General features: G+C 58.7%; 24 protein-coding genes and 4 tRNA genes. 13 read left to right on the top strand and 15 right to left on the bottom strand.

The window, feature by feature from the left end; translation table 11 throughout:
* The first annotated feature begins 169 nt into the window (after window positions 1–169).
* From hemA to luxS, 6 genes are read left to right on the top strand one after another with little or no spacing between them, the layout of a single operon-like run.
* The gene (hemA, locus tag JJQ76_RS12080) at window positions 170–1450 is read left to right on the top strand and encodes a glutamyl-tRNA reductase (protein ID WP_210397105.1); all 1281 of its coding nucleotides are present in this window, start codon (window positions 170–172) and stop codon (window positions 1448–1450) included.
* The gene (prfA, locus tag JJQ76_RS12075; RefSeq protein WP_210397103.1) at window positions 1447–2526 is read left to right on the top strand and encodes a peptide chain release factor 1; all 1080 of its coding nucleotides are present in this window, start codon (window positions 1447–1449) and stop codon (window positions 2524–2526) included. Before hemA ends, prfA begins: the two co-directional genes overlap by 4 nt.
* A complete protein-coding gene (gene prmC / locus JJQ76_RS12070) occupies window positions 2523–3377 on the top strand; it encodes a peptide chain release factor N(5)-glutamine methyltransferase (RefSeq protein ID WP_210397099.1) in 855 nt (284 codons plus the stop codon). The genes prfA and prmC overlap by 4 nt, the downstream gene beginning before the upstream one ends.
* On the top strand, window positions 3370–4116 hold the full coding sequence (gene moeB / locus JJQ76_RS12065; protein ID WP_210397097.1) for a molybdopterin-synthase adenylyltransferase MoeB: 747 nt from the start codon (window positions 3370–3372) through the stop codon (window positions 4114–4116). The genes prmC and moeB overlap by 8 nt, the downstream gene beginning before the upstream one ends.
* A gap of 2 nt (window positions 4117–4118) precedes the next feature.
* A complete protein-coding gene (locus JJQ76_RS12060; RefSeq protein ID WP_210397095.1) occupies window positions 4119–4571 on the top strand; it encodes a CoA-binding protein in 453 nt (150 codons plus the stop codon).
* 3 nt (window positions 4572–4574) lie between these two features.
* On the top strand, window positions 4575–5084 hold the full coding sequence (luxS, locus tag JJQ76_RS12055; RefSeq protein ID WP_210397093.1) for an S-ribosylhomocysteine lyase: 510 nt from the start codon (window positions 4575–4577) through the stop codon (window positions 5082–5084).
* Window positions 5085–5288: 204 nt separating this feature from the next.
* Here the strand turns inward: luxS and JJQ76_RS12050 are convergent, their stop codons facing one another.
* From JJQ76_RS12050 to JJQ76_RS12010, 9 genes are all read right to left on the bottom strand, one after another.
* Window positions 5289–6167, bottom strand: a complete 879-nt coding sequence (locus JJQ76_RS12050; protein ID WP_210397091.1) for a Dyp-type peroxidase — start codon at window positions 6165–6167, stop codon at window positions 5289–5291.
* A 32-nt stretch (window positions 6168–6199) separates the two neighbouring features.
* Window positions 6200–6814, bottom strand: a complete 615-nt coding sequence (locus JJQ76_RS12045; protein WP_210397089.1) for an ankyrin repeat domain-containing protein — start codon at window positions 6812–6814, stop codon at window positions 6200–6202.
* Window positions 6807–7220, bottom strand: a complete 414-nt coding sequence (locus JJQ76_RS12040) for an acyl-CoA thioesterase (RefSeq protein ID WP_210397087.1) — start codon at window positions 7218–7220, stop codon at window positions 6807–6809. The genes JJQ76_RS12045 and JJQ76_RS12040 overlap by 8 nt, the downstream gene beginning before the upstream one ends.
* 128 nt (window positions 7221–7348) lie before the next feature.
* The gene (locus tag JJQ76_RS12035) at window positions 7349–7618 is read right to left on the bottom strand and encodes a hypothetical protein (RefSeq protein WP_210397085.1); all 270 of its coding nucleotides are present in this window, start codon (window positions 7616–7618) and stop codon (window positions 7349–7351) included.
* Window positions 7619–7743: 125 nt separating this feature from the next.
* A complete protein-coding gene (locus JJQ76_RS12030) occupies window positions 7744–8445 on the bottom strand; it encodes an ABC transporter ATP-binding protein (RefSeq protein WP_210397083.1) in 702 nt (233 codons plus the stop codon).
* 3 nt (window positions 8446–8448) lie between these two features.
* Window positions 8449–9216 carry a high-affinity branched-chain amino acid ABC transporter ATP-binding protein LivG gene (gene livG / locus JJQ76_RS12025; RefSeq protein WP_210397080.1) on the bottom strand — a complete coding sequence of 256 codons (768 nt, stop codon included), beginning with the start codon at window positions 9214–9216 and terminating at the stop codon, window positions 8449–8451.
* Window positions 9209–10468 carry a high-affinity branched-chain amino acid ABC transporter permease LivM gene (locus tag JJQ76_RS12020; RefSeq protein WP_210397077.1) on the bottom strand — a complete coding sequence of 420 codons (1260 nt, stop codon included), beginning with the start codon at window positions 10466–10468 and terminating at the stop codon, window positions 9209–9211. Before JJQ76_RS12020 ends, livG begins: the two co-directional genes overlap by 8 nt.
* A complete protein-coding gene (gene livH, locus JJQ76_RS12015) occupies window positions 10468–11394 on the bottom strand; it encodes a high-affinity branched-chain amino acid ABC transporter permease LivH (RefSeq protein WP_210397075.1) in 927 nt (308 codons plus the stop codon). Before livH ends, JJQ76_RS12020 begins: the two co-directional genes overlap by 1 nt.
* A gap of 72 nt (window positions 11395–11466) precedes the next feature.
* A complete protein-coding gene (locus JJQ76_RS12010; protein ID WP_210397073.1) occupies window positions 11467–12579 on the bottom strand; it encodes a branched-chain amino acid ABC transporter substrate-binding protein in 1113 nt (370 codons plus the stop codon).
* 363 nt (window positions 12580–12942) lie between these two features.
* On the opposite strand from JJQ76_RS12010, the gene JJQ76_RS12005 reads away from it, so the two are divergent.
* The 4 genes from JJQ76_RS12005 to JJQ76_RS11990 all read left to right on the top strand — a co-directional run bounded on the left by JJQ76_RS12005 (window position 12943) and on the right by JJQ76_RS11990 (window position 13362).
* A tRNA-Ser gene (locus JJQ76_RS12005) sits at window positions 12943–13033 on the top strand.
* A 14-nt stretch (window positions 13034–13047) separates the two neighbouring features.
* Window positions 13048–13123: transfer RNA gene (locus tag JJQ76_RS12000), tRNA-Asn, on the top strand.
* Window positions 13124–13178: 55 nt separating this feature from the next.
* Window positions 13179–13254, top strand: a tRNA-Lys gene (locus JJQ76_RS11995).
* A 32-nt stretch (window positions 13255–13286) separates the two neighbouring features.
* Window positions 13287–13362, top strand: a tRNA-Lys gene (locus JJQ76_RS11990).
* Between the two features lie 32 nt (window positions 13363–13394).
* Here the strand turns inward: JJQ76_RS11990 and greB are convergent.
* Window positions 13395–13895, bottom strand: a complete 501-nt coding sequence (greB, locus tag JJQ76_RS11985; protein ID WP_210397070.1) for a transcription elongation factor GreB — start codon at window positions 13893–13895, stop codon at window positions 13395–13397.
* A 97-nt stretch (window positions 13896–13992) separates the two neighbouring features.
* Between greB and JJQ76_RS11980 the strand changes: the two genes are divergently transcribed.
* The gene (locus tag JJQ76_RS11980; RefSeq protein WP_210397068.1) at window positions 13993–15072 is read left to right on the top strand and encodes an NHL repeat-containing protein; all 1080 of its coding nucleotides are present in this window, start codon (window positions 13993–13995) and stop codon (window positions 15070–15072) included.
* 4 nt (window positions 15073–15076) lie between these two features.
* Here the strand turns inward: JJQ76_RS11980 and JJQ76_RS11975 are convergent, their stop codons facing one another.
* Window positions 15077–16078, bottom strand: coding sequence for a cytochrome c3 family protein (locus JJQ76_RS11975; protein WP_210397066.1), 1002 nt, complete (start codon window positions 16076–16078; stop codon window positions 15077–15079).
* A 278-nt stretch (window positions 16079–16356) separates the two neighbouring features.
* Between JJQ76_RS11975 and JJQ76_RS11970 the strand changes: the two genes are divergently transcribed.
* Window positions 16357–16785 (top strand): hypothetical protein, encoded by a 429-nt coding sequence (locus JJQ76_RS11970; RefSeq protein ID WP_210397064.1) that lies wholly within the window; start codon window positions 16357–16359, stop codon window positions 16783–16785.
* Here the strand turns inward: JJQ76_RS11970 and JJQ76_RS11965 are convergent, their stop codons facing one another.
* The 4 genes from JJQ76_RS11965 to JJQ76_RS11950 all read right to left on the bottom strand — a co-directional run bounded on the left by JJQ76_RS11965 (window position 16786) and on the right by JJQ76_RS11950 (window position 19287).
* Window positions 16786–17178, bottom strand: coding sequence for a hypothetical protein (locus JJQ76_RS11965; RefSeq protein ID WP_246480667.1), 393 nt, complete (start codon window positions 17176–17178; stop codon window positions 16786–16788).
* A gap of 238 nt (window positions 17179–17416) precedes the next feature.
* Window positions 17417–18553 carry a succinyl-diaminopimelate desuccinylase gene (gene dapE / locus JJQ76_RS11960; protein ID WP_210397062.1) on the bottom strand — a complete coding sequence of 379 codons (1137 nt, stop codon included), beginning with the start codon at window positions 18551–18553 and terminating at the stop codon, window positions 17417–17419.
* Window positions 18554–18631: 78 nt separating this feature from the next.
* Window positions 18632–18832, bottom strand: a complete 201-nt coding sequence (locus JJQ76_RS11955; protein WP_210397061.1) for a hypothetical protein — start codon at window positions 18830–18832, stop codon at window positions 18632–18634.
* A 152-nt stretch (window positions 18833–18984) separates the two neighbouring features.
* Complete coding sequence (locus JJQ76_RS11950; protein WP_210397059.1) at window positions 18985–19287, bottom strand: YhbY family RNA-binding protein; 303 nt, start codon at window positions 19285–19287, stop codon at window positions 18985–18987.
* Window positions 19288–19415: 128 nt separating this feature from the next.
* On the opposite strand from JJQ76_RS11950, the gene rlmE reads away from it, so the two are divergent.
* The gene (gene rlmE, locus JJQ76_RS11945) at window positions 19416–20036 is read left to right on the top strand and encodes a 23S rRNA (uridine(2552)-2'-O)-methyltransferase RlmE (protein WP_210397057.1); all 621 of its coding nucleotides are present in this window, start codon (window positions 19416–19418) and stop codon (window positions 20034–20036) included.
* The last annotated feature ends 33 nt before the right edge of the window (window positions 20037–20069 follow it).

Here is a 20069-nt window from a genome sequence, read left to right as displayed (position 1 = left end):
GTGAAGCCACTCTGGTTTACCTTGTGACCACGGGCACCGCTGATCGGTTGCAGTCGGTGGCGCTTTTTATCAGTCGTTAAAATAGCTATTCACGCGGGCGGGGAGTCGAGAATTGTCCCGGCAAAGTGTATTATTACGCGCTTGATATTTTGGAGGCTGCTTCAACCCCATGGCGCTGCTGGCTTTAGGCATCAATCACAAAACGGCTCCGGTAGCGGTGCGCGAGAAGGTCGCGTTTTCGCCGGAGCAACTGCAGGACGCGTTGCTGGAAGCGTGCCATGAGGCTCAGCTGGCAGAAGTGGCGATCCTGTCGACCTGTAATCGCACCGAGCTTTACTGTGCTTCCGGTGTGGAAGGTGGGCGCGCGGTGCTGGAGTGGTTGGGTCGTTATCACGGACTTGACTACACCGATCTGGAACCCTGCAGTTACCTGCACTGGGATGAGGATGCGGTGCGCCACATGATGCGTGTGGCGTGCGGACTGGATTCGCTGGTCCTGGGTGAGCCGCAGATACTCGGGCAGCTTAAAACCGCGTTTGCCACTGCGCAGCAGGCTAAGTCGGTACATTCCGAACTGGGGCGGCTGTTTCAGCATACTTTTTCGGTGGCCAAGCAGGTGCGCACCCAGACCTCCATCGGCGAAAATCCGGTTTCTGTGGCCTACGCGGCGGTCAGTCTGGCGCAGCATATCTTTACCGATCTGGGCAAGAGCCGGGCGCTGCTGATCGGTGCGGGCGAGACCATCGAGCTGGTGGCGCGCCACCTGCAGCAGGCGGGTGTTCGCGAGATCGTGGTGGCCAACCGGACGCTGGAGCGGGCACAGAAACTCTCCGACGAGGTTGGCGCCCGCGCCATCTTGTTGCCAGAGATCCCTCATGCGCTGGCCAGCGCCGATATTGTGATCTCCTCCACCGCCAGTCCGCTGCCGATCCTCGGCAAGGGCGCGGTCGAGCGGGCGCTGAAACAGCGCAAGCATGAACCGATGTTTATGGTCGATATTGCCGTACCCCGCGACATCGAGCCGGAAGTGGGCGAACTGTCGGATGTATACCTTTATACCGTCGACGACCTGCGCGAAGTGATTGAAGAGAACGTCAAGTCTCGGGAGAGCGCGGCGCGCGAAGCCGAGTCGCTGATCAGTCACGGTGCGGCCGACTTCATGCGTCAGCTGCGTTCGCTGGATGCGGTTGATACCCTGCGCTCGCTGCGCTCGAAGATGGAGAGTCTGCGCCAGCATGAATTGTCCAAGGCGCTGCGGCAGCTGGAGAACGGTCGTGATCCCCAGCAGGTCATGGAGCAGCTCTCGCGGGGGCTGACCAATAAACTGCTGCATATGCCCACCGTTCAGCTTAAGAATGCCACCGCCCAGGGGCGCACCGAATTACTGGAACTGACCGAGGAGCTGTTTGACCTGCTCCCTGATTCCGCCACTGAGAAAAACCCTGAATGAAAGACTCCATCGTCGCCAAACTCGATAACCTCAAGGATCGTTACGAGGAGCTTGCTGCCTTGCTCGGCGATGCCGAGGTGATCAGCGATCAGAACCGTTTCCGCGCCTACTCCAAGGAGTACGCGGAGATTGAGCCCGTGGTTGAGCATTACACCCGCTACCAGCAGGCGCAGGAAGATCGGCTTGAAGCGGAAGAGATGCTGGCTGATCCCGAGATGAAAGAGATGGCTGCCGAAGAGCTGCAGCTGGCCACCGACAGTATCGAGTCCCTTGAGCTGGAACTGCAGAAACTGCTCCTGCCCAGGGATCCCAACGACGGCAATAACACCTTCCTGGAGATCCGCGCCGGCACCGGTGGTGATGAAGCGGCCATTTTTGCCGGAGACCTGTTCCGGATGTATTCCCGTTATGCCGAGAAGCTGGGCTGGCGGATCGAAGTGATCAGCGAAAGCCTGGGTGAACACGGGGGGTATAAAGAGATCATTACTCGTGTGGTGGGTGCGGATGTGTATTCACGTCTCAAGTTCGAGTCCGGCGCGCACCGGGTTCAGCGAGTGCCGGAAACTGAATCCCAAGGGCGTATCCACACCTCGGCCTGTACCGTGGTGGTGATGCCGGAAGTGGAAATCACCGACGAGATCGAGATCAACAAGAACGACCTGCGAGTGGATACCTTCCGCGCCTCCGGTGCCGGTGGTCAGCACGTGAATAAAACCGATTCGGCGATCCGTCTTACCCACCTGCCCACCGGTATTGTGGTGGAGTGCCAGGAGGAGCGTTCGCAGCACAAGAATCGCGCCAAGGCGATGTCGCTGCTGGCCTCTAAAATCCTCACCGAAACCCAGGCCAAGCAAACCGCGGAGCAGGCTGACACCCGCCGTTCTCTGGTGGGCAGTGGCGATCGCTCTGAGCGTATACGCACCTATAACTACCCCCAAGGGCGGGTGACCGATCACCGTATCAACCTGACCCTCTACAAGCTTCCAGAAATAATGGAAGGTGATCTTGAGGCGGTGATTGATCCGTTGATCCAGGAGCACCAGGCCGATCTGCTGGCCGCCATGTCGGGCGAATGAGCGAGTCCTTACTCACGATCCAGCAAGCGCTGAAACTGGCGAGTCGGTTACAGGCGGTCAGTGATACGGCGGAACTCGATCTGCAGTTGCTGCTGGCCGCAGCGCTGGATAAGCCGCGTTCCTACCTGTACACCTGGCCCGAACGTGCTTTGACAGCGCCGCAGCAGGCGCGGCTTGAGCGGACTCTTGCCCGGCGACAGCAGGGCGAGCCGGTGGCGCATATTCTTGGCTGGCAAGGGTTCTGGGATCTGGATCTCGAAGTCAACGCCAGCACCCTGATCCCGCGCCCTGAAACCGAACTGCTGGTGGAGCTGGCGCTGGCTCAGCTGCCTGCCGATCGCTGCCGCGTGGCTGATCTGGGCACCGGTACCGGTGCCATTGCGTTGGCGCTGGCGCGGGAGCGCCCGGCGTGGGAGCTGGTCGCTGTCGAGTGCGTGGCTGCGGCCGCAGCGCTGGCGGAGCGTAACCGCGCCCGGCTGCAGCTGGACAACGTACGGGTGCTGGAAGGCAGCTGGTACCAGCCGCTGCAAGGGCCGTTTGATCTGATTGTCAGCAATCCCCCCTATATTGATCCGGACGACCCCCACCTTAGCGAGGGCGATGTGCGCTTTGAGCCGTTGTCGGCACTGGTGGCGCCGCACCAGGGGTTGGCCGATATCGCCCAGATCATTGCCGGCGCGCAGAATCATCTGGCCTCCCGCGGCTGGTTGATGCTGGAACATGGTTATGATCAAGGCGCTGCCGTGCGCGATCTCATGCGCCAGGCTGGCATGCAGGCCGTTGCAACCCGGCAGGATCTAGGTGGCCGGGATCGGGTCACCTTGGCCCAGCGGAGCCCAATCGATGAATGACGACCAACTGTTACGCTACAGTCGCCAGATTATGCTGCCCGAGGTGGACATCGCCGGTCAGGAGCGCTTGTTGCGTGCGCGGGTGCTGGTGGTCGGTCTCGGCGGGCTCGGTTCGCCGGTGGCGCTGTATCTGGCAGCGTCGGGTGTCGGCACTCTGGTGCTGAGCGACTTCGATCAGGTGGATCTCAGCAACCTGCAGCGCCAGATCGCACATGGGCAGGCGGATATCGGCCAAGACAAGGTGGCTTCTGCCGCCGCCAGCGTGCGAGCGATCAATCCAGAGGTGCAGGTGCTGTCGCGCGCGCAGCTGGCGGATCAGGCGCTGGCGGCGGAAGTCAGCGCCGCTGATGCGGTGGTGGACTGCAGCGATAATTTCGCCACCCGCTTTGCCCTCAATGCCGCCTGTGTGGCGGCGCGAACACCACTCATCTCCGGCGCCGCGATCCGCATGGAAGGCCAGGTTTCGGTCTATGATGTGCGTAACCCCGACAGCCCGTGCTACCACTGTCTGTTTCCGGACGGCGGCGATGATGAAGCTCTGAGTTGCGCCAACAGCGGGGTGATTGCGCCGCTGGTCGGTATGATCGGTACGACCCAGGCGCTGGAAACGCTAAAGGTATTGTGCAACGTCGGTGAGACCCTGACAGGGCGTTTGCTGATGCTGGATGCCAAGCGGCTGCAGTGGCGTAGCATGAAACTTCGCCGCGACCCGGCTTGTCCCACCTGTGGAGGACGTTGAATATGCATCTACAGTATGACGATTCGCTGCTGCGCGATCTGTTGACCTCGGTGAAGGTGATCGCACTGGTGGGGGCCAGCCCCAAACCGCAGCGGGACAGCCACCGAGTGATGGCCTATCTGCAGGCGCATGGGTATCGTGTGATCCCGGTTAATCCCCAGGCGGGCGCCGACGAATTGCTGGGCGAGCGAGTCTACCCAGACCTGGATAGCATTCCCGCCAGCATCAAGGTTGATATGGTGGAGGTGTTTCGCCGCTCTGAAGAGTTGCCCGAGGTCGCCGAAGCAGCCATCCGTATCGGTGCCAAGGTGCTTTGGGGGCAGTTGGGGGTCATCCACGGTGTCGCCGCCCGACGTGCCGCCGATTATGGCCTGACTGTGATCATGGATCGTTGCCCGAAATTAGAGATTCCCCGCTTGGGGTTGGAACAGAACCCGGTAGACCGAAGAGGATAACCCATGCCGTTGCTAGACAGCTTTACAGTGGACCATACTCGGATGAACGCACCAGCGGTGCGTGTCGCCAAAACCATGACCACCCCCGGCGGCGACACCATCACCGTCTTTGATCTCCGCTTTTGCCGCCCCAATGAGGAGATTCTTAGTGAGCGCGGTATTCACACGCTGGAGCACCTGTTTGCCGGCTTTATGCGCGACCACCTCAACGGTGACGGGGTCGAGATCATCGATATTTCACCGATGGGCTGTCGAACCGGATTCTATATGAGTCTGATCGGCACGCCCGATGAGCAGCAGGTTGCCGAGGCTTGGTTGGCGTCGATGAACGACGTTATGGGGGTGGCTGACCAGAAGCAGATACCGGAGCTGAACGAATATCAGTGCGGCACCTATGAGATGCATTCGCTCGATGAAGCCCAGGCGATCGCGCGCAACATCAGTTCACGGGGTGTGGGGGTGAACTCCAATCAGGAGCTGAAGCTCGATCCCGCGTTTCTGCAGGACGCCTGATTAAGCCAGAATCAAGACGAAAAAAAACGGAGTCCCGGACATCCGGGGCTCCGTTCTTTCCTCTGGCGCCGCTGAGCGCACTTGCGTGGCGTACAGTCGGCGGGAAGAGCCGGTTGCTCATCTGAGCTTGCTTTCAGTATAGGGACCGGGTCCTGGCACACCAGTGAAAAAATCGCATCCGATCTCCCCGGAACATGAAGCACATTACTTCCGCGCTGCAGCATCAAGCTGTAGTTGGCCCGAATCTGTCGGGGGACACCAGAAGTAGGCGCCGGTTTCGGGCAGGGTAAAGCGGAACAGGGCGTCCACAATACCGTCTTCAAGGCCGTACATGCGCCGCAGTTGCTGCTCGAATGCCTGCAGGTCATGGCCAAAGGCGACAAACATCAGCCCCTGTTCCTGGCCCCGGTTCCAGGGCATGGAACGACGCAGCAGGAACGCCTCGGGGGCAAAGCTTTCTTGAGCGGTACGTTTGACGTGGGCTGATTCGGGGGCATCGTCGAGCTCTTCGTTGTCACTCAGCCGGCGACCTACACTGTGGTCCTTCTCGGTTTGTGACATGGCGTCAAAGCTTTCCATGCGGTGACGCCAGCGCTGAACTGCGACAAAGCTGGATCCCTGCAGCGTGCCCTCCTGAGTGAAGGCTGCTTGCCGGGCCTCCTCGCCTTGCGGGTTTTCGGTGCCATCGACGTAGCCGGTGAGGTCGCGCCCTTCCAGAAACCGGAAGGCATCGACGGCCTCGCTCAGCTCCAGCCAGGGAGCGAGTTGTTGCTGCAGGCCGCTGCTCTGCAGTAACAGCTCGCCGCGGTCATTGCCACGCAACCAGCACCACAACGCTGCCGGAGTCGAGGGTAACTGGATTGAAGCCGCGTCATACTGAGGAAAGGCGTGCAGCGGTGGCACACAGAGTTCCAGCCGGGCAAGCAATGAGGCACCGAGCCCGACCACAAGTCGTTCGGAAACCGCTAGCGCTTCCAGCTCGTCACGAAGGCCGTTGATGTTGCAGCCGGGCTTGAGTTGAAAGGTCAGATAACGGGCCTGGAGCGGAACCTCCGCGAGGATTCCGGGTTGAGCGTGTTGCATCCTGTGTCCTTGATAGAGATGAATCGTTTTCCTTAGTGGCCCTGCAGCATCCGGCGTATGGCCACGTCGTCGGCCCAGCGTCGGGCCAAAGCTTTTAGTTCATCGCTGCAGTCAAGCTGATCAAGACCGGGCGGAAGCGGTGCGCCGGCATTGATCAAGGTGCAGCTTAGCTGTCTGAACTCCTTTTGTAGCGCGAGTTCCAGCAGCGAGCAACCCCGGTGGTTGGCGGCACTGATCTGGCCGCCGTATTCCAGCAGGCGGCTGAGTCGCAACTGGGCGGCGGCTTCATCGTCGCTGTCCAACGCGGTAAACAATGCCAGGCCGCCGGCGCTGTTGGGGTCGGCTCCGGCTTGCAGCAGCAGGGTGAGAATGGGCAGGCTGTGCGTATCGGCGGTAACGGCAGCTACCAGTCGCGGCGCCTCGGGCTCAATGGCGGCACCGGCATGAAGCAGCAGCCGGACATGCTCGGTGAGACCCAGCCGTATGGCGAGGTCGAGTGCGGGCAGCGCCGCCGCGCTGTCGCTGCTCACCGCTTGATCCGGGCAGGCGCCACTATCCAGCGCTTTTTTCAGCAGCACGGGATCCCGCCGGTCGAAGGCCAGTTGCATCTTGCCATTCGCTCGCCGCCGCCGAAGCTGGTCAAACATGGGTGTCAGCGCGGGCCGCTTCGAGGCGTTGGCGCAGCCAGGCTGGAATGGGTGCCGAACGTGCGGTTTTAAAGTCGATCCAGACGATACGTGAATGACCTTCGGCGCACGGTTCCTCCGGACCGCCTTCGATGTACATCCGCTGGTGCAGGTCGATGCTGCTGCGGCCGATGCGATCAACGAAGGAGTGCAGCCGGATCGTGGCCGGATAGTGCACCTGGCGGAGGAAGTCACAGCTGACATTAACAACGACGACGCCTTCCTCGTGGCTGCTGAGGGTGACATCGAGCGATTCCAGCCACTGCACCCTGGCTTCTTCCATCAGGCGAAAATACGCCACGTTGTTGAGGTGCCCCAGGGCGTCCATTTCACCCCAGCGGATGGTGATAAAGGTTTTGTGCTCCACGGGCGGGTCCTTCAGTCGGTTCGGGGAGCATGATGCTAGCACGACCGATCGGGCAGCGGCAGTTCCAGGGCGGATAATAGTGACTGGTGATCAATCAATAAAGAATGTTGATTGATCACCAGTGATATTCAGCTGGCGGTCGCCAGCTGCGGACGGAATAGCTGTTCGAGCACCGGCTTGGCGGCGGCCATCTGCAGAGTGTGCAGTGGGAGTCGCTGGGAGTTGAGACGGAAGTGGCGCAGATTCTGAATGATCCGTTGGCTAGCGTTTGGCAGCAGGCTGAAGCAGCGGCCATCGGTATGAAAGAGAGTAACGCGGTTGACCGTTTCGTTGACCAGAACGTGATAGCCGCGCTGGGCGACGGCCGATGCCATGGCGATCAGTTTGACGCTTCGCATGTTATTTACTCCTCGCAGTGGGTACGGGAGTCAGACTACGCGGCGGCGGGGATTGCGGGAAATGCTTGCGAGTAATAGTGACTATGATGGCAAATCAGGGCGCCCAGAGGGCGCCCTGTGGGCGGTTAGCCACCGAGATAGGCGTTGCGAACCTCGTCATTGACCAGCAGGTTGGCACCGCTGTCCTGCAGTACAATGTGGCCGTTTTCGATCACGTAGCCGCGGTCAGCGATGCGCAGGGCCTGGTTGGCGTTCTGCTCCACCAGAAAGATGGTCACGCCTTCGTCGCGCAGCTTGGCAATAATCTCGAAAATCTGCTGAATGATGATCGGGGCGAGGCCCAGCGAGGGCTCGTCCAGAAACAGCATTTCCGGGTTGCTCATCAACGCACGACCGATGGCCAGCATCTGCTGTTCACCGCCGGACATGGTGCCGGCACGCTGATTTTCCCGCTCCTTGAGGCGAGGAAACAGCTCGTACACCAGCTCCATATTGTCCTTGTAGCGTTTGGAGGGCGTAAAAAAACCGCCCATGCTGAGGTTTTCTTCAACGGTCATGCCCGCAAAGATACGCCGGCCTTCAGGCACGACCGCCAAACCGGTGCGCATGATCTGGTCGGTCGGTTCCTTGCTGATGTCCCGCCCTTTGTAGGTGATGGTGCCGCTGCTGGCACGCGGGTCGCCGCAGATGGTCATCATCAGGGTGGACTTGCCGGCACCGTTAGCTCCGATCAGGGTGACAATTTCGCCCTGCTTCACCTCCAGTGAGATATCGTGCAGCGCCTGAATCTTGCCGTAGTGGGTGGATACGTTTTCCAGTTTCAGCATCGCTTAGGCCTCTCCCAAATACGCTTTGATGACATCGGGATTGTCGCGGATCTCGGCCGGGGTGCCGCTGGCGAGTGGCGTGCCCTGGTTGATCACCACGATTGAATCCGAGATGCCCATCACCAGGCTCATGTCGTGCTCGATCAACAATACCGAAACGTCATGTTCATCACGCAGGTAGCAGATCAGCTCGTCCAGCTCCTTGGTTTCGTTGGGGTTAAGGCCAGCGGCCGGTTCGTCCAGCATCAGCAAGCGCGGCTGGGTCACCATGCAGCGCGCGATCTCAAGGCGACGTTGCTGGCCGTAGGCCAGGTTGCCGGCTTCGCGGTTGGCGAATTCCAGCAGGTTGACCTTCTTCAGCCAGTAGGCGGCGCGCTCCATCGCTTCGCGTTCAGCGCGGCGGTAGGAGGGGGTCTTGAAAAAGCCCGCTAGCAGGTTGGTATTGAGCTGGCGGTGTTGAGCCACCAGCAGGTTTTCAATCACCGTCATCTCTTTGAACAGGCGCACATGCTGGAAAGTGCGAACCATTCCCTTGCGCGAGATCTTGTGGCCTTTCATCCCCTGGACCTCTTCACCATCAAACAGAATGGTGCCCTGGGTCGGGGCATAGAAGCCGCTGATACAGTTGAATACGGTGGTTTTACCGGCGCCGTTGGGGCCGATTACGGATACGATCTCTTTTTCATGCACCGACAGGCTGACGTTGTTCACCGCCAGCAGACCACCGAAGCGCATGCACAGACCGGAAACTTCAAGCAGTGCTTTACTCATTGGTTTTCAGCTCCAGGTGGGGGCGTTTCATCGGTACCAGGCCTTGCGGGCGCCAGGCCATCATGAAGACCATCAGCAGGCCGAACATCAGCATGCGGTATTCCTGGAATTCGCGCGCGAGTTCCGGCAGTACCGTCAGCACGATGGCGGCGAGGATGACACCCAGCTGGGAACCCATGCCGCCGAGCACCACGATGGCGAGGATGATCGCCGACTCGATAAACACGAAGGATTCAGGGCTGATAAAGCCTTGCCGCGAGGCAAAGAAGCAGCCGGCAAAGCCGGCGAAGCTGGCACCCATGGTGAAGGCGGTCAGCTTGATCACGGTCGGATTCAGGCCCAGGGAGCGGCAGGCGATATCATCTTCGCGCAGCGCTTCCCACGCACGGCCGATCGGCATCCGGGTGAGGCGATTGATCACGTAAATGGTGACTATCACCAGCAGCACTGCGAGCAGGTAAAGGAAGATCACCTTGTGGCTGGAGTTGTAGCTGATACCCATGAAATCATGGAAGGTGGTGGCGCCTTCGGATGCCCGGCGACTGAACTCCAGACCGAACAGGTCGGGCTTCGGGATACGGCTGATACCGTTGGGACCGCCGGTGACCTCAGTCCAGTTGTTCAGCAGGATACGGATGATCTCGCCGAAGCCGAGGGTTACGATCGCCAGGTAGTCGCCGCGCAGGCGCAGGACCGGGAAACCGAGGAGAAACCCGAACAGCGCGGCGAGGGCGCCGCAGATCGGCAGCGCGACCCAAAACGATACGTCGTAGTAGAGCGATAGCAGCGCGTAGGTATAGGCGCCGACGGCGTAAAAAGCCACGTAACCCAGGTCAAGCAGACCGGCCAGACCGACGACGATGTTGAGCCCAAGGCCCAGCATAATGTAGATCAGCGTCAGGGTGGCCAGATCCACTGCGCCGCGCGAAGCAAAGAATGGCCAGATGATCATGCCGGCGATCACAAAGCTGATCGCCAGTTGCTTGAGTTTCTCGCCTTTCTTGCCTTCCGGAATAAAGTGGTCGGCGCTCGGCAGCGACGGCAGGTTGATCATGTCGGCCAGTTTTTCACGGAACAACTGGAACAGGAACACTGCCAGGACGGCGCCGATGATCATGCTCCAGGTACCTTCGCTGGCCATGGATACGGTCAGTGCGATCCCTTCGGTTTTTAGGTTAACGCCCAGCATCAGGCAGGTCAGGATCAGGGTGACGACTGCAGCAAACAGGGCGGAGTAGAAAGTGCTTTTCATCAGATCTTCTCCACTTCAGGTTTGCCCAGCAATCCCCAGGGGCGGAACAGCAGTACCAGTACCAGCAGGCTGAATGCCACTACGTCTTTGTACTCGCTGCTGAAGTAGGCAGAGGTCATGGCCTCGGTAACGCCCAGCAGCAGACCGCCCAGCATCGCGCCCGGAATTGAGCCGATACCGCCGAGTACCGCTGCGGTAAAGGCTTTGAGGCCGGCGATAAAGCCCACGTAGGGGTTAACCACGCCGTAGTAAAGCCCCAGCAGCAGACCCGCGACAGCAGCCAGTGCGGCGCCGACGACGAAGGTCAGTGCGATAACGTTGTTAGCATTGATGCCCAGCAGATTGGTCATGCCGAGATCCTGGGAGCAGGCGCGACAGGCGCGGCCCCACTTGGAGCGGGTGATGAACAGCGTGAGGGCGGCCATGGTGACCAAGGTGACCACCCAGATAATGACCTGCATGTAGGAGAGGCTGGCCTCAAAGCTACTGGGGTCGCCGAAGGTCCAGCCCCCGGTAATCAGGCTGGGCATGGCGATGTCCCTGGATCCTTGGGACAACCTCACAAAATTCTGCAGGAAGATCGACATGCCGATGGCAGAAATCAATGCCAGCAGGCGCGTTTGGCCGCGCAGGGGGCGATAGGCGACGCGCTCGATGGCAAAGCCGTAACTGGCGGCGACAGCCATACTGACCAGCAGTGCGGCGGTAAACACCAGCGGCAGACTTTCCAGGCCCATGTAGGCCAGTCCGGCGATGACGATAAAGGTGACATAGGTGCCGATCATGTAAATTTCGCCGTGGGCGAAATTGATCATGCCGATAATGCCGTAAACCATGGTGTAACCGATTGCGATTAGCGCGTAGGTGCTACCGATGGTCAGGCCGTTCAGCAGCTGCTGAACGAAATAAAGTAGTTGCTCTAGCATAGGACTCGTGACCCTTAAAAGAAAACACCCCCTTTCTCGTGAAAAGAGGGTGTTTCAATACGCTACGTTGGATTACTTAACGGCGGTTTTGCTGCCGTCAGCGTGCCACTCGTAGACCACGAAGCTGAACTCTTTCAGGTCGCCCTTGGCGTCGAACGCCAAGTCGCCGGTCGGAGTGCTGAAGGTGGTGGCGCGCATATGCTTGGCCATCGCGTCGGTATCGACAGAGCCAACCGCCTTGATGGAGTCAGCCATGATCTGTACCGCAGAGTATGCCGGGAACACAAAGGCACCGCTGGGGTCTTCGTTCTTGGCTTTGAATGCCGCTACGAGATCGGCGTTCTTCGGGTCCTGGTCGAAGCTGTTGGGCAGGGTGACCAGCAGGCCCTCGGACGCTTCGCCCGCGATGGCGGTGATATCCGGGTTGCCGACACCCTCTGGCCCCATGAACTTGGCATTGAAGCCCTTCTCACGAGACTGGCGCAGGATCAGGCCCAGTTCCGGGTGGTAACCGCCGTAGTAAACGAAATCGACATTCTCTTTCTTCAGCTTGCCGATCAGCGCAGAGAAATCCTTGTCACCGGAAGTGACACCCTCGAACATCACCACGTTAACGCCGGCTTTATCCAGCTCGCTCTTGACGGACGTTGCCAGGCCTTCGCCGTACTGCTGCTTATCGTGAATAACGGCAACGCGCTGTGGCTTGATGGCATCGACGACGTGTTTGGCCGCAAACGGGCCCTGCAGGCTGTCCAGACCGATGGTGCGGAATACCAGCTGGTAGCCTTTTTCAGTGATAGTCGGGCTGGTCGAGGCGGCGGTGATCATCAGCACGCCTTCATCTTCGTAGATGTCGGATGCCGGCTCGGTGGAGCTGGAGCAGAGGTGACCTACCACCAACTGAATGCCGTCGTTAACTACTTTGTTGGCAACCGCTGTCGCTTGTTTGGGGTCGCAGGCGTCATCGTATACAACCGCTTCAAGCTGCTCGCCATTGACGCCGCCAGCCTTGTTGATCTGTTCGATGGCCATCTTGGCGCCGATAAACTGCATATCACCATACTGAGCGACGGGCCCGGTTACGGGGCCAGCCAGGGCAATTTTGATCTCGGCTTGGGCGCTGGCTGCACCCAGCATCATGGCAGAAACGCTAAGACCGATAAGGTGCTTTTTGATCGTTGTCATTCTCGACTATCCCGGTTGTTGTTCTGGTTGTATTTGGCGAGCCGCCTTACGACGAGGAGGTGCCTTTATAATAAGGGTGCCGATTCTGCGCCAGCTGCGGGTAAACACGCCCGTTTCAGAGCAGATCAGCATGGTGGCTAACATTAACTTTAACCGTTCGGTTTATGCAAATATTTTAAGCGATGTCAATAATATGAAACGCAACGTTTTTTAAACTTTACGCATGTAAATAATACTTGGCAGATGTTCAAGGTTTTTCACTCTTTAGTCGAATGCGCGACCGGGTATGGAGACAGGTGGTGCAAATATTTGGCACCGCGTATTGACACCTTCGGTGAATGGGTTAATATGCACGCCCTCTGCGGAGGGGTGGCAGAGCGGTTGAATGCACCGGTCTTGAAAACCGGCGTGGGTTAATAGCCCACCGAGAGTTCGAATCTCTCCTCCTCCGCCATTTTTTTCAGCAGGTCCCCGATAGCTCAGTCGGTAGAGCAAATGACTGTTAATCATTGGGTCACTGGTTCGAGTCCAGTTCGGGGAGCCACTGAAAACAAAGCGACGAGATGGTCTACCAAGTCTCGATCGCGGTAATTCGGTTTGGGTTGTTAGCTCAGTTGGTAGAGCAGTTGGCTTTTAACCAATTGGTCACAGGTTCGAATCCTGTACAACCCACCAACCGAATACTGGTCGCTCCCTTGGAGCAGGGCGGGTTGTTAGCTCAGTTGGTAGAGCAGTTGGCTTTTAACCAATTGGTCACAGGTTCGAATCCTGTACAACCCACCATCCAGCTTTTCCTCTTCTCTCTGTGTCAATCGTCAGCTTGCGGGCTGATAGCGGATTGATGTGATCTCGTACCAGCGCTTCCCTCCCGGGGTGGTTACTTCTACCTCGTCGCCCACCTGGCGTTTCAGCAGAGCTCGTGCCAATGGCGTGTCGATGCTGATCAGGCCGCTGTCGATGTCGATTTCGTCGGCGCCGACAATGCGGTATTCGCGGGCCTGATCCTGTTCGTCGAGCAGGCTGACCCAGGCACCAAAGAATACCTTGCTCTGGTCGCTGGGTGGTCGATAGACCACGGTGAGCTGATCCAGGCGTTTGTCCAGATAGCGGACTCGTCGGTCTATTTCTCGCAACTGCTTTTTGCCATAGATATACTCGGCATTCTCGGAGCGATCACCGAGCGCAGCGGCTTCGCGCACGGCGTCAGTTACCTGCGGGCGTTTTACTTTCCACAGGTATTTGAGCTCATCCCGGAGTTTTTTTTCGCCCTCGGGGGTGATGTAGAGCGCGCGCTGTTGCTGTTTTTCAGGTTGCATGTTGTGTCTGCGTCAGAAGGGATGAGCTGATCTTTGGGTTTGTGGTCGGATTATAGGTTGTTGTGCTCGCAGGGATAAGTGTCAAAGGAGGTTTTCGATGAGGCGAGGTGTTGGTCTATTGGGTATGTTGGTCCTGCTATTGGTGGGCTGTGCAGGTGCGCCGGAGCAGCTGGCTGGCAAGCCGGTTCAGTACTGGCCTGAGCCCCCTGACCTGCCGCGCTACCGTCATGTTGCCACCCTTGATGATGGCAATGCGATCCGGTCTGACCTTGACGAGCAAAGCTTTCGGCAGGCCATGACCGGGCAGAAATTGCTGCGAAAGCCGTTGCCAAAGCCGTTCTCGCTCGCCGCTGGCCAGGGGCGTCTTTATATTTCCGACACCGCGATCAATCGCGTGCATGTTTTTGATTTTCCACGTCGCCGCTATTTTCAGTTGGGCTTTCGTCTGGAGGGTGAGTTGTCGAAAGTGCGTGGTATAGCGCTTGATGGGCAGGGTCTGCTTTATGCGGTGGATCGTGGCGGCCCCAGAGTGGTGAAGTACGATACTTTCGGGTTGTATCTGGGGGAGATCGCCATTGGTGCCGAGGTGGTGCGTCCATCGGGAGTGGCGGTGACTAGGAATGGCAGTCGGGTGTTCGTTGTCGATACCGGTGGGGTTGATAGTCAAAGCCATCGTGTCGTTGCTTATGATGCTGATGGGCATCTAGTGGCTATGGTTGGGGACCGGGGTGCGGCTCCGGGGCAGTTTAACCTGCCTGTTGATGCTGTAGTCGGTGCCGATGGTCTCCTTTATGTGCTGGACTCGGGTAATTTTAGGGTACAGGTCTTTGATCAGGAGCTTAACTTTGTCCGCAGTTGGGGCGAGGTTGGCAAAGGGTTTGGCCAGTTTGCCCGTCCCCGTTCGATCGCGGTGGATAGCGACGGAAACGTGTATGTGTCGGATGCTCAGTTCGCCAATGTGCAGCTGTTTTCGCCGCAAGGGGAGTTGCTGATGGCGCTCGGTAAGCGCGGGGTGAAGCCGGGTGAGCTGGAGCTGGTGTCAGGAGTGGCCGTGGATGAGTTGGGTCACCTGTACGTTGCTGATCAGCACAACCATAAAGTGGAGGTGTATCGGCGCCTGAGTGAGGTTGAGGGGCGCCAGGCGCTCGCCGAGTATCGGCAGCGCCTGGGGCGTTGAGATCTTACTTGTCGTGACAGGTCAGACAGACTGCGCTGGCATCGTTGGAGATGCGCAGGAATGTGGGGTTGAACTCGGTGGCCGGATTGCCGTCCGGAGATACCCCGTGCGGGTCGTGGCAGGAGGCGCATTCGACGCGAGCGCCGGAGCCGGTATCATAGAAGCGGATTTCGTCCTTGTCGGCGCGGCCGTTAAGGTTGGTGTCGTAGTACTCTAGGCTCCAGTTGGCGCCGGAGCTGGCGCCATTAGGCGCAAAAAAATCATCGCCAAAGCGCCCGGTCGGGACGTCTACGCCGATCGGGTGGTCATTGGTGAGGTCGGTGCCAATGAATGCGATGGAAAAGTCGGAAGCGCCGGGAAAGCCCGGGTTTGAGTGACAGGACAGGCACTCCGTATTGTTGGCGCCGAAGCCCCAGTGCGATGTTGCGTCAGTGCCCGATGCATTGTTCCAATCATTCAAAAAGCTGTCGTTCTGGCTGGTCTCTTGATTGACATCGTACAGACCGCTTCCTGGCATGTTGATAATGGAGTCCATCCCCAAGGTGCCGTCATGACACGACAGGCAGGTCAGAGAGTTGACACCGGGCTGTGCTACTGAGGCGGTCAGGGTTGATGTGCCGAGGGAGTCGTAGGTGACATAGGTGCCGTCGATACCCGCTTGTGTCAGCGTTCGGTTCCAAAGCGGAGCGTTGATCTGGGAGTTGGCTCCGTGCGGGGTGTGACAGTACACGCAGACTTCGCCGTAGTTGTTACGTACGGTGTCCATGAAAACCCCGTTGAGATTGTTGGGGTTGTCGGGCGGGCGCTGGGTCAGGTTGTGGCGGGTGTTGGCAATCGACCCTTTATAGGTGAATTTTGTTGGAATCTCCGGGCCGGCAATCGCTGTGTTCGTTATCAGCAGCAGGGCGGGCAGCAGGGGTAGGGTTATCCGCGTTCCGAGTTGCGTGTGCTTCATGTCGTCACCTTGGTGGCGTATGTGGCGGTGATGCAGCTGTGTTTCCGCCATCTGTTCTCGTGGTTGTTTCCGGCAGTGTGTAGCTTGCCTATATTAGCTGCGCAGTATAACCCGAAATATCATGCGGCTAATCGCCAAACTAATACGTCTGTTTAAAAGTGATATATGCCATTTGCATTTATGGTTCAAAAGGTTGCCATATGAACCAATACTCCTTGGCAGACTATTCCGCACGTATATTAAGACAATATTAAGGCCGTCTTTAGTTTATAGGAGGGCTGGGCTAAAGAGTCCGGCGCTGTGGCCGAGAGATAGGGCGAGGAGAATATATGCCGGCCCCGTCCCCTGACATTTTGCTCAATCGCATCGATGCCCTGACCGGGCAGCTTAACCCGTCCGTTGCTCGTTCTGACGGAGCGGCGTTTGCGCTGGCGCTGAGCATGATCTTTCACGCGCAGCAATCGGTGCAGGGTATTGCTGCTGTCGAGTCAGATGGCTCGGGGGTGGCGGCGGGAAGGGAGCGACTCTATTCGCCCGAGATCGTCGGGCGACTGGGGCGGGCGCTGCAGGCGGGCGCGCGTGGTGAGATGGCTATGCTTGTCTCCTGGCTCGAAGAAGCGCCCTTGCCGCCGTTGGCGGCTGAATCTCGCCAGCAGCGCGATGGCGGCGGGCTGTCACTGGCGCAAGCGGCCGTGCTGGCCAAGAGTTATAGTTTGCTGGAGGAAATACAGCAGTCTTCACTGTCGGTGGCGGCCTGATCAGGCGTTTCGCCAGCTGATGATTTTTTCCTCGGCGGTGGTAATTGACCACCACTCATCCGGGTCGTCCCCCTCCTGCCATCCTGAGGCAATACAGCGTACTTCACGATGGAAGGCTGCCGCGGCAGCGCGAGCGCAATCGAGGTCTCTGGACCAGGGAGTCACGGCCGAATCAAACCAGACGCTGGTGAACTTGCCCGCTGCTTTTTCGATCACCATCACCGGTATGGTGATGCCGTTGGTTGTCGCACGGTAGTCTGTCCGTCCACCTTGTTGATGGCTTTGTTCTAACTGCTCGAACTGCTGCTGCAGCCAAGCCTCTACATCGCTGGCTTTCGCGGCGAAGATATAGATCTCGATATCGGGGTGGCGGGTTTCAGGGTTTTCGATCATATAAGAACCTAATCAAGCGGACGATGCTGAGGCTGATGTAGCCGCTGGCGACCAGTATACCTCCCCCGCCGAGCAGAAATAGCCCACACAGTGCGATCAGTTCCTGAGCAGCAGAGCTGGGCAGCAGTCTCTCTGCGGCCCAGATCAACAGCAGTCCGCCGAACCCCAGCGTGCATCCCCACATGACCCGCTCCAGGCTGTGCCGCGGCGAGCGGGTGTCGTTCGGTTCCGGCACGGTTTAGCCCAGCAGTCGCGCAAGGATGTTTTCGTAGATGTCGGACAGGGTGTCCAGATCCGCCGCCTTCACATGCTCGTTCACTTTGTGGATGGTGGCGTTACAGGGGCCCAGCTCGACGACCTGGGCTCCGGTTGGTGCGATAAAACGCCCGTCGGAGGTGCCGCCCGACGTTGATAGCTCCGACCTGTGGCCGGTGATCGCCTGAATGCTGCTGCGGCAGGCATCGACCAAGGGGCCTTCAGCGGTCAGGAAAGGATTGCCGCTCAGGGTCCAGTCGAGGGCATAGTCCAGGGCGTGGCTCTGCAGAATGGCCTCGGTTCGTTGGCGTAGTTGCTGTTCGGTGACTTCGGTGGAAAAGCGAAAATTGAACTGAATATCCAGTTCGCCCGGCACGATGTTGGGTGCGCCGGTACCGGCATTTATGTTGGCGATCTGGAAGCTGGTGGGCGGGAAGAATTCGTTGCCCTCATCCCAGATTTCGGCGGCCAGTTCTGCCAGTGCGGGGGCGGCCTGATGGATTGGGTTGCGCACCAGGTGGGGGTAAGCCACGTGACCTTGAATGCCGTGTACCCGCAGTTTGCCCGTGAGTGAACCGCGACGTCCGTTCTTGATGGTGTCGCCCACATGGTGGCTGCTGGAGGGTTCGCCGACGATGCACCAGTCGATCTTTTCGTTGCGCGCTTCCAATACGTCCACGACGCGGGTGGTGCCATTGATAAAGTCGCCCTCTTCGTCCGAAGTGATCAGCAGTGCGATGGAGCCGCGGTGGTCGGGGTGGTGGTTGATGAAGCGTTCCAGCGCGGTGATAAATGCTGCCAGGCTGCCTTTCATGTCGGCTGCACCACGCCCATAGAGGTTGCCTTCATGGATCTGGGGCTCGAACGGAGGATGGTCCCATTTTTCGGCGGGGCCGCTGGGGACTACGTCTGTGTGGCCTGCAAAGCAGAACAGTGGTCCTTGGGTGCCGCGTCGCGCCCAGAAGTTGCTGACGTCTTCAAATGGCAGGCGTTCGATGCTGAAGCCGAGTTGCTCGAGTCGTTCGATCAGCAGTTCTTGGCAGCCGGCATCGTCCGGTGTGACCGACTTTCGGGCGATAAGATTGGAGGCGAGTTGCAACGTGGGGGTGAGCGAAGTCATACCGAGCTGGCCATCTGTCTGAAAGTTAGAAGCGGCGATTATAGCGGGTTCGGTGAATGAAACGCATTCTCGAATTGCTCAGCGGTGCCGGAGGCGAGCCAGTAGCGCGGCGATCTGGTCGCGATTGTCCAGTTGGGAAATCTGGTCGCTGATCTGATCCAGCTCCCGGTCCGATGCGCTGCCGAGTGGGAGGTTGCGCAGCAGTCGATAGCTGTCCTTGAGGCTTATTTCCGGGCGTGTATGCAGGGTTTCGGTGCGCGATGTGGTTCGCTTGATCATGTCGCCTTTCCTGGCCGGTTGGCCGGTTGGATGTCAGCTGGTCTTTGGTGCGAGTCGGGCCAGCATACGGTGCCTTGGCGAAGGCGGCATTGTTTCAGATCAACGAAGGCGGGATGTGGGGTGCGGGAGCCCGGCGGGGACTCCCGGTGAGGTTAGCGCAGCAGGTTGGAGAGCTTGGGGTTCGGCTCTTGGGCAGCGCGATAGATCAGTGCGATGTTGCCGATCTCTTGCACGATCTCGGCTTGCACCTGTTCGCACAGGGTTTTGATCAGGGCGCGCTTAACCTCGCGATCACCGACGGCAAACTTTACCTTGATCAGTTCGTGGTCCTCCAGGGCGCGGTCGATTTCGAGTTGCACTCCTTCCGTCAAGCCTTTGGTGGCAACGGTGACGATCGGATTGAGGCCGTGGCCGATGGTCCGGTATTGCTTTTTTTGCGCGGCTGAGAGGCTCATAATAGAATGATGAATCCTTAGAAAATGCAGGTGTCAGGGCCGCAATGGGTGCGGCGATTAATATGCCCGGCATTTTACCTCACTATGCCATTCCGGAGTAGCCGGGATATAACAGGGGAAATCAGCGGGTGGCGCGTTCAAAAAGCAGTGGGTCGTGGCTCAAGGAACATTTCGATGACCACTATGTCCAACGAGCCAAAGGTGAAGGTTATCGTTCGCGTGCCAGTTATAAGCTGATTGAACTGGATCAGAAAGACAAGCTGCTGAAGCCGGGCATGACGGTGGTTGATCTGGGGGCTGCTCCCGGTGGCTGGTCGCAGGTCGCCGCGCAGGCGGTTGGTGATAGCGGTGTGGTGATCGCATCCGATATCTTGCCGATGGACGCGATGGCAGGAGTGCGTTTCGTTCAGGGGGACTTTACTGAAGAGTCGGTCTACGAGCAGATTCTGGCTGCGATTGATGGGCGGTCGGTGGATCTTGTAATTTCGGACATGGCCCCCAATATGAGTGGAATGAACGCCATTGATCAGCCCCGGGCAATCTACCTGGTCGAGTTGGCGTTGGACTTGGCCCGCCAGGTGCTAAAACCTGATGGCACGTTCCTGGCGAAGGTGTTTCAGGGCGAAGGGTTTGACCAGTTATTGACGGATATGCGCGGCAGTTTTGCTAAAGTGCAGTCGCGCAAACCGGATTCGTCGCGGGCGCGTTCCCGTGAAATTTATCAGCTTTGCCGCGGCTTTAAAGGCTAGGTGAAGTCATTCGCGGCCGTGGTCGCAACCGAT

Source organism: Motiliproteus sediminis (assembly GCF_017912535.1).
GTDB lineage: Bacteria > Pseudomonadota > Gammaproteobacteria > Pseudomonadales > Balneatricaceae > Motiliproteus > Motiliproteus sediminis.
Note: the sequence above shows the minus strand (reverse complement) of the source record. Positions and strands in the feature narration are given on the sequence as shown.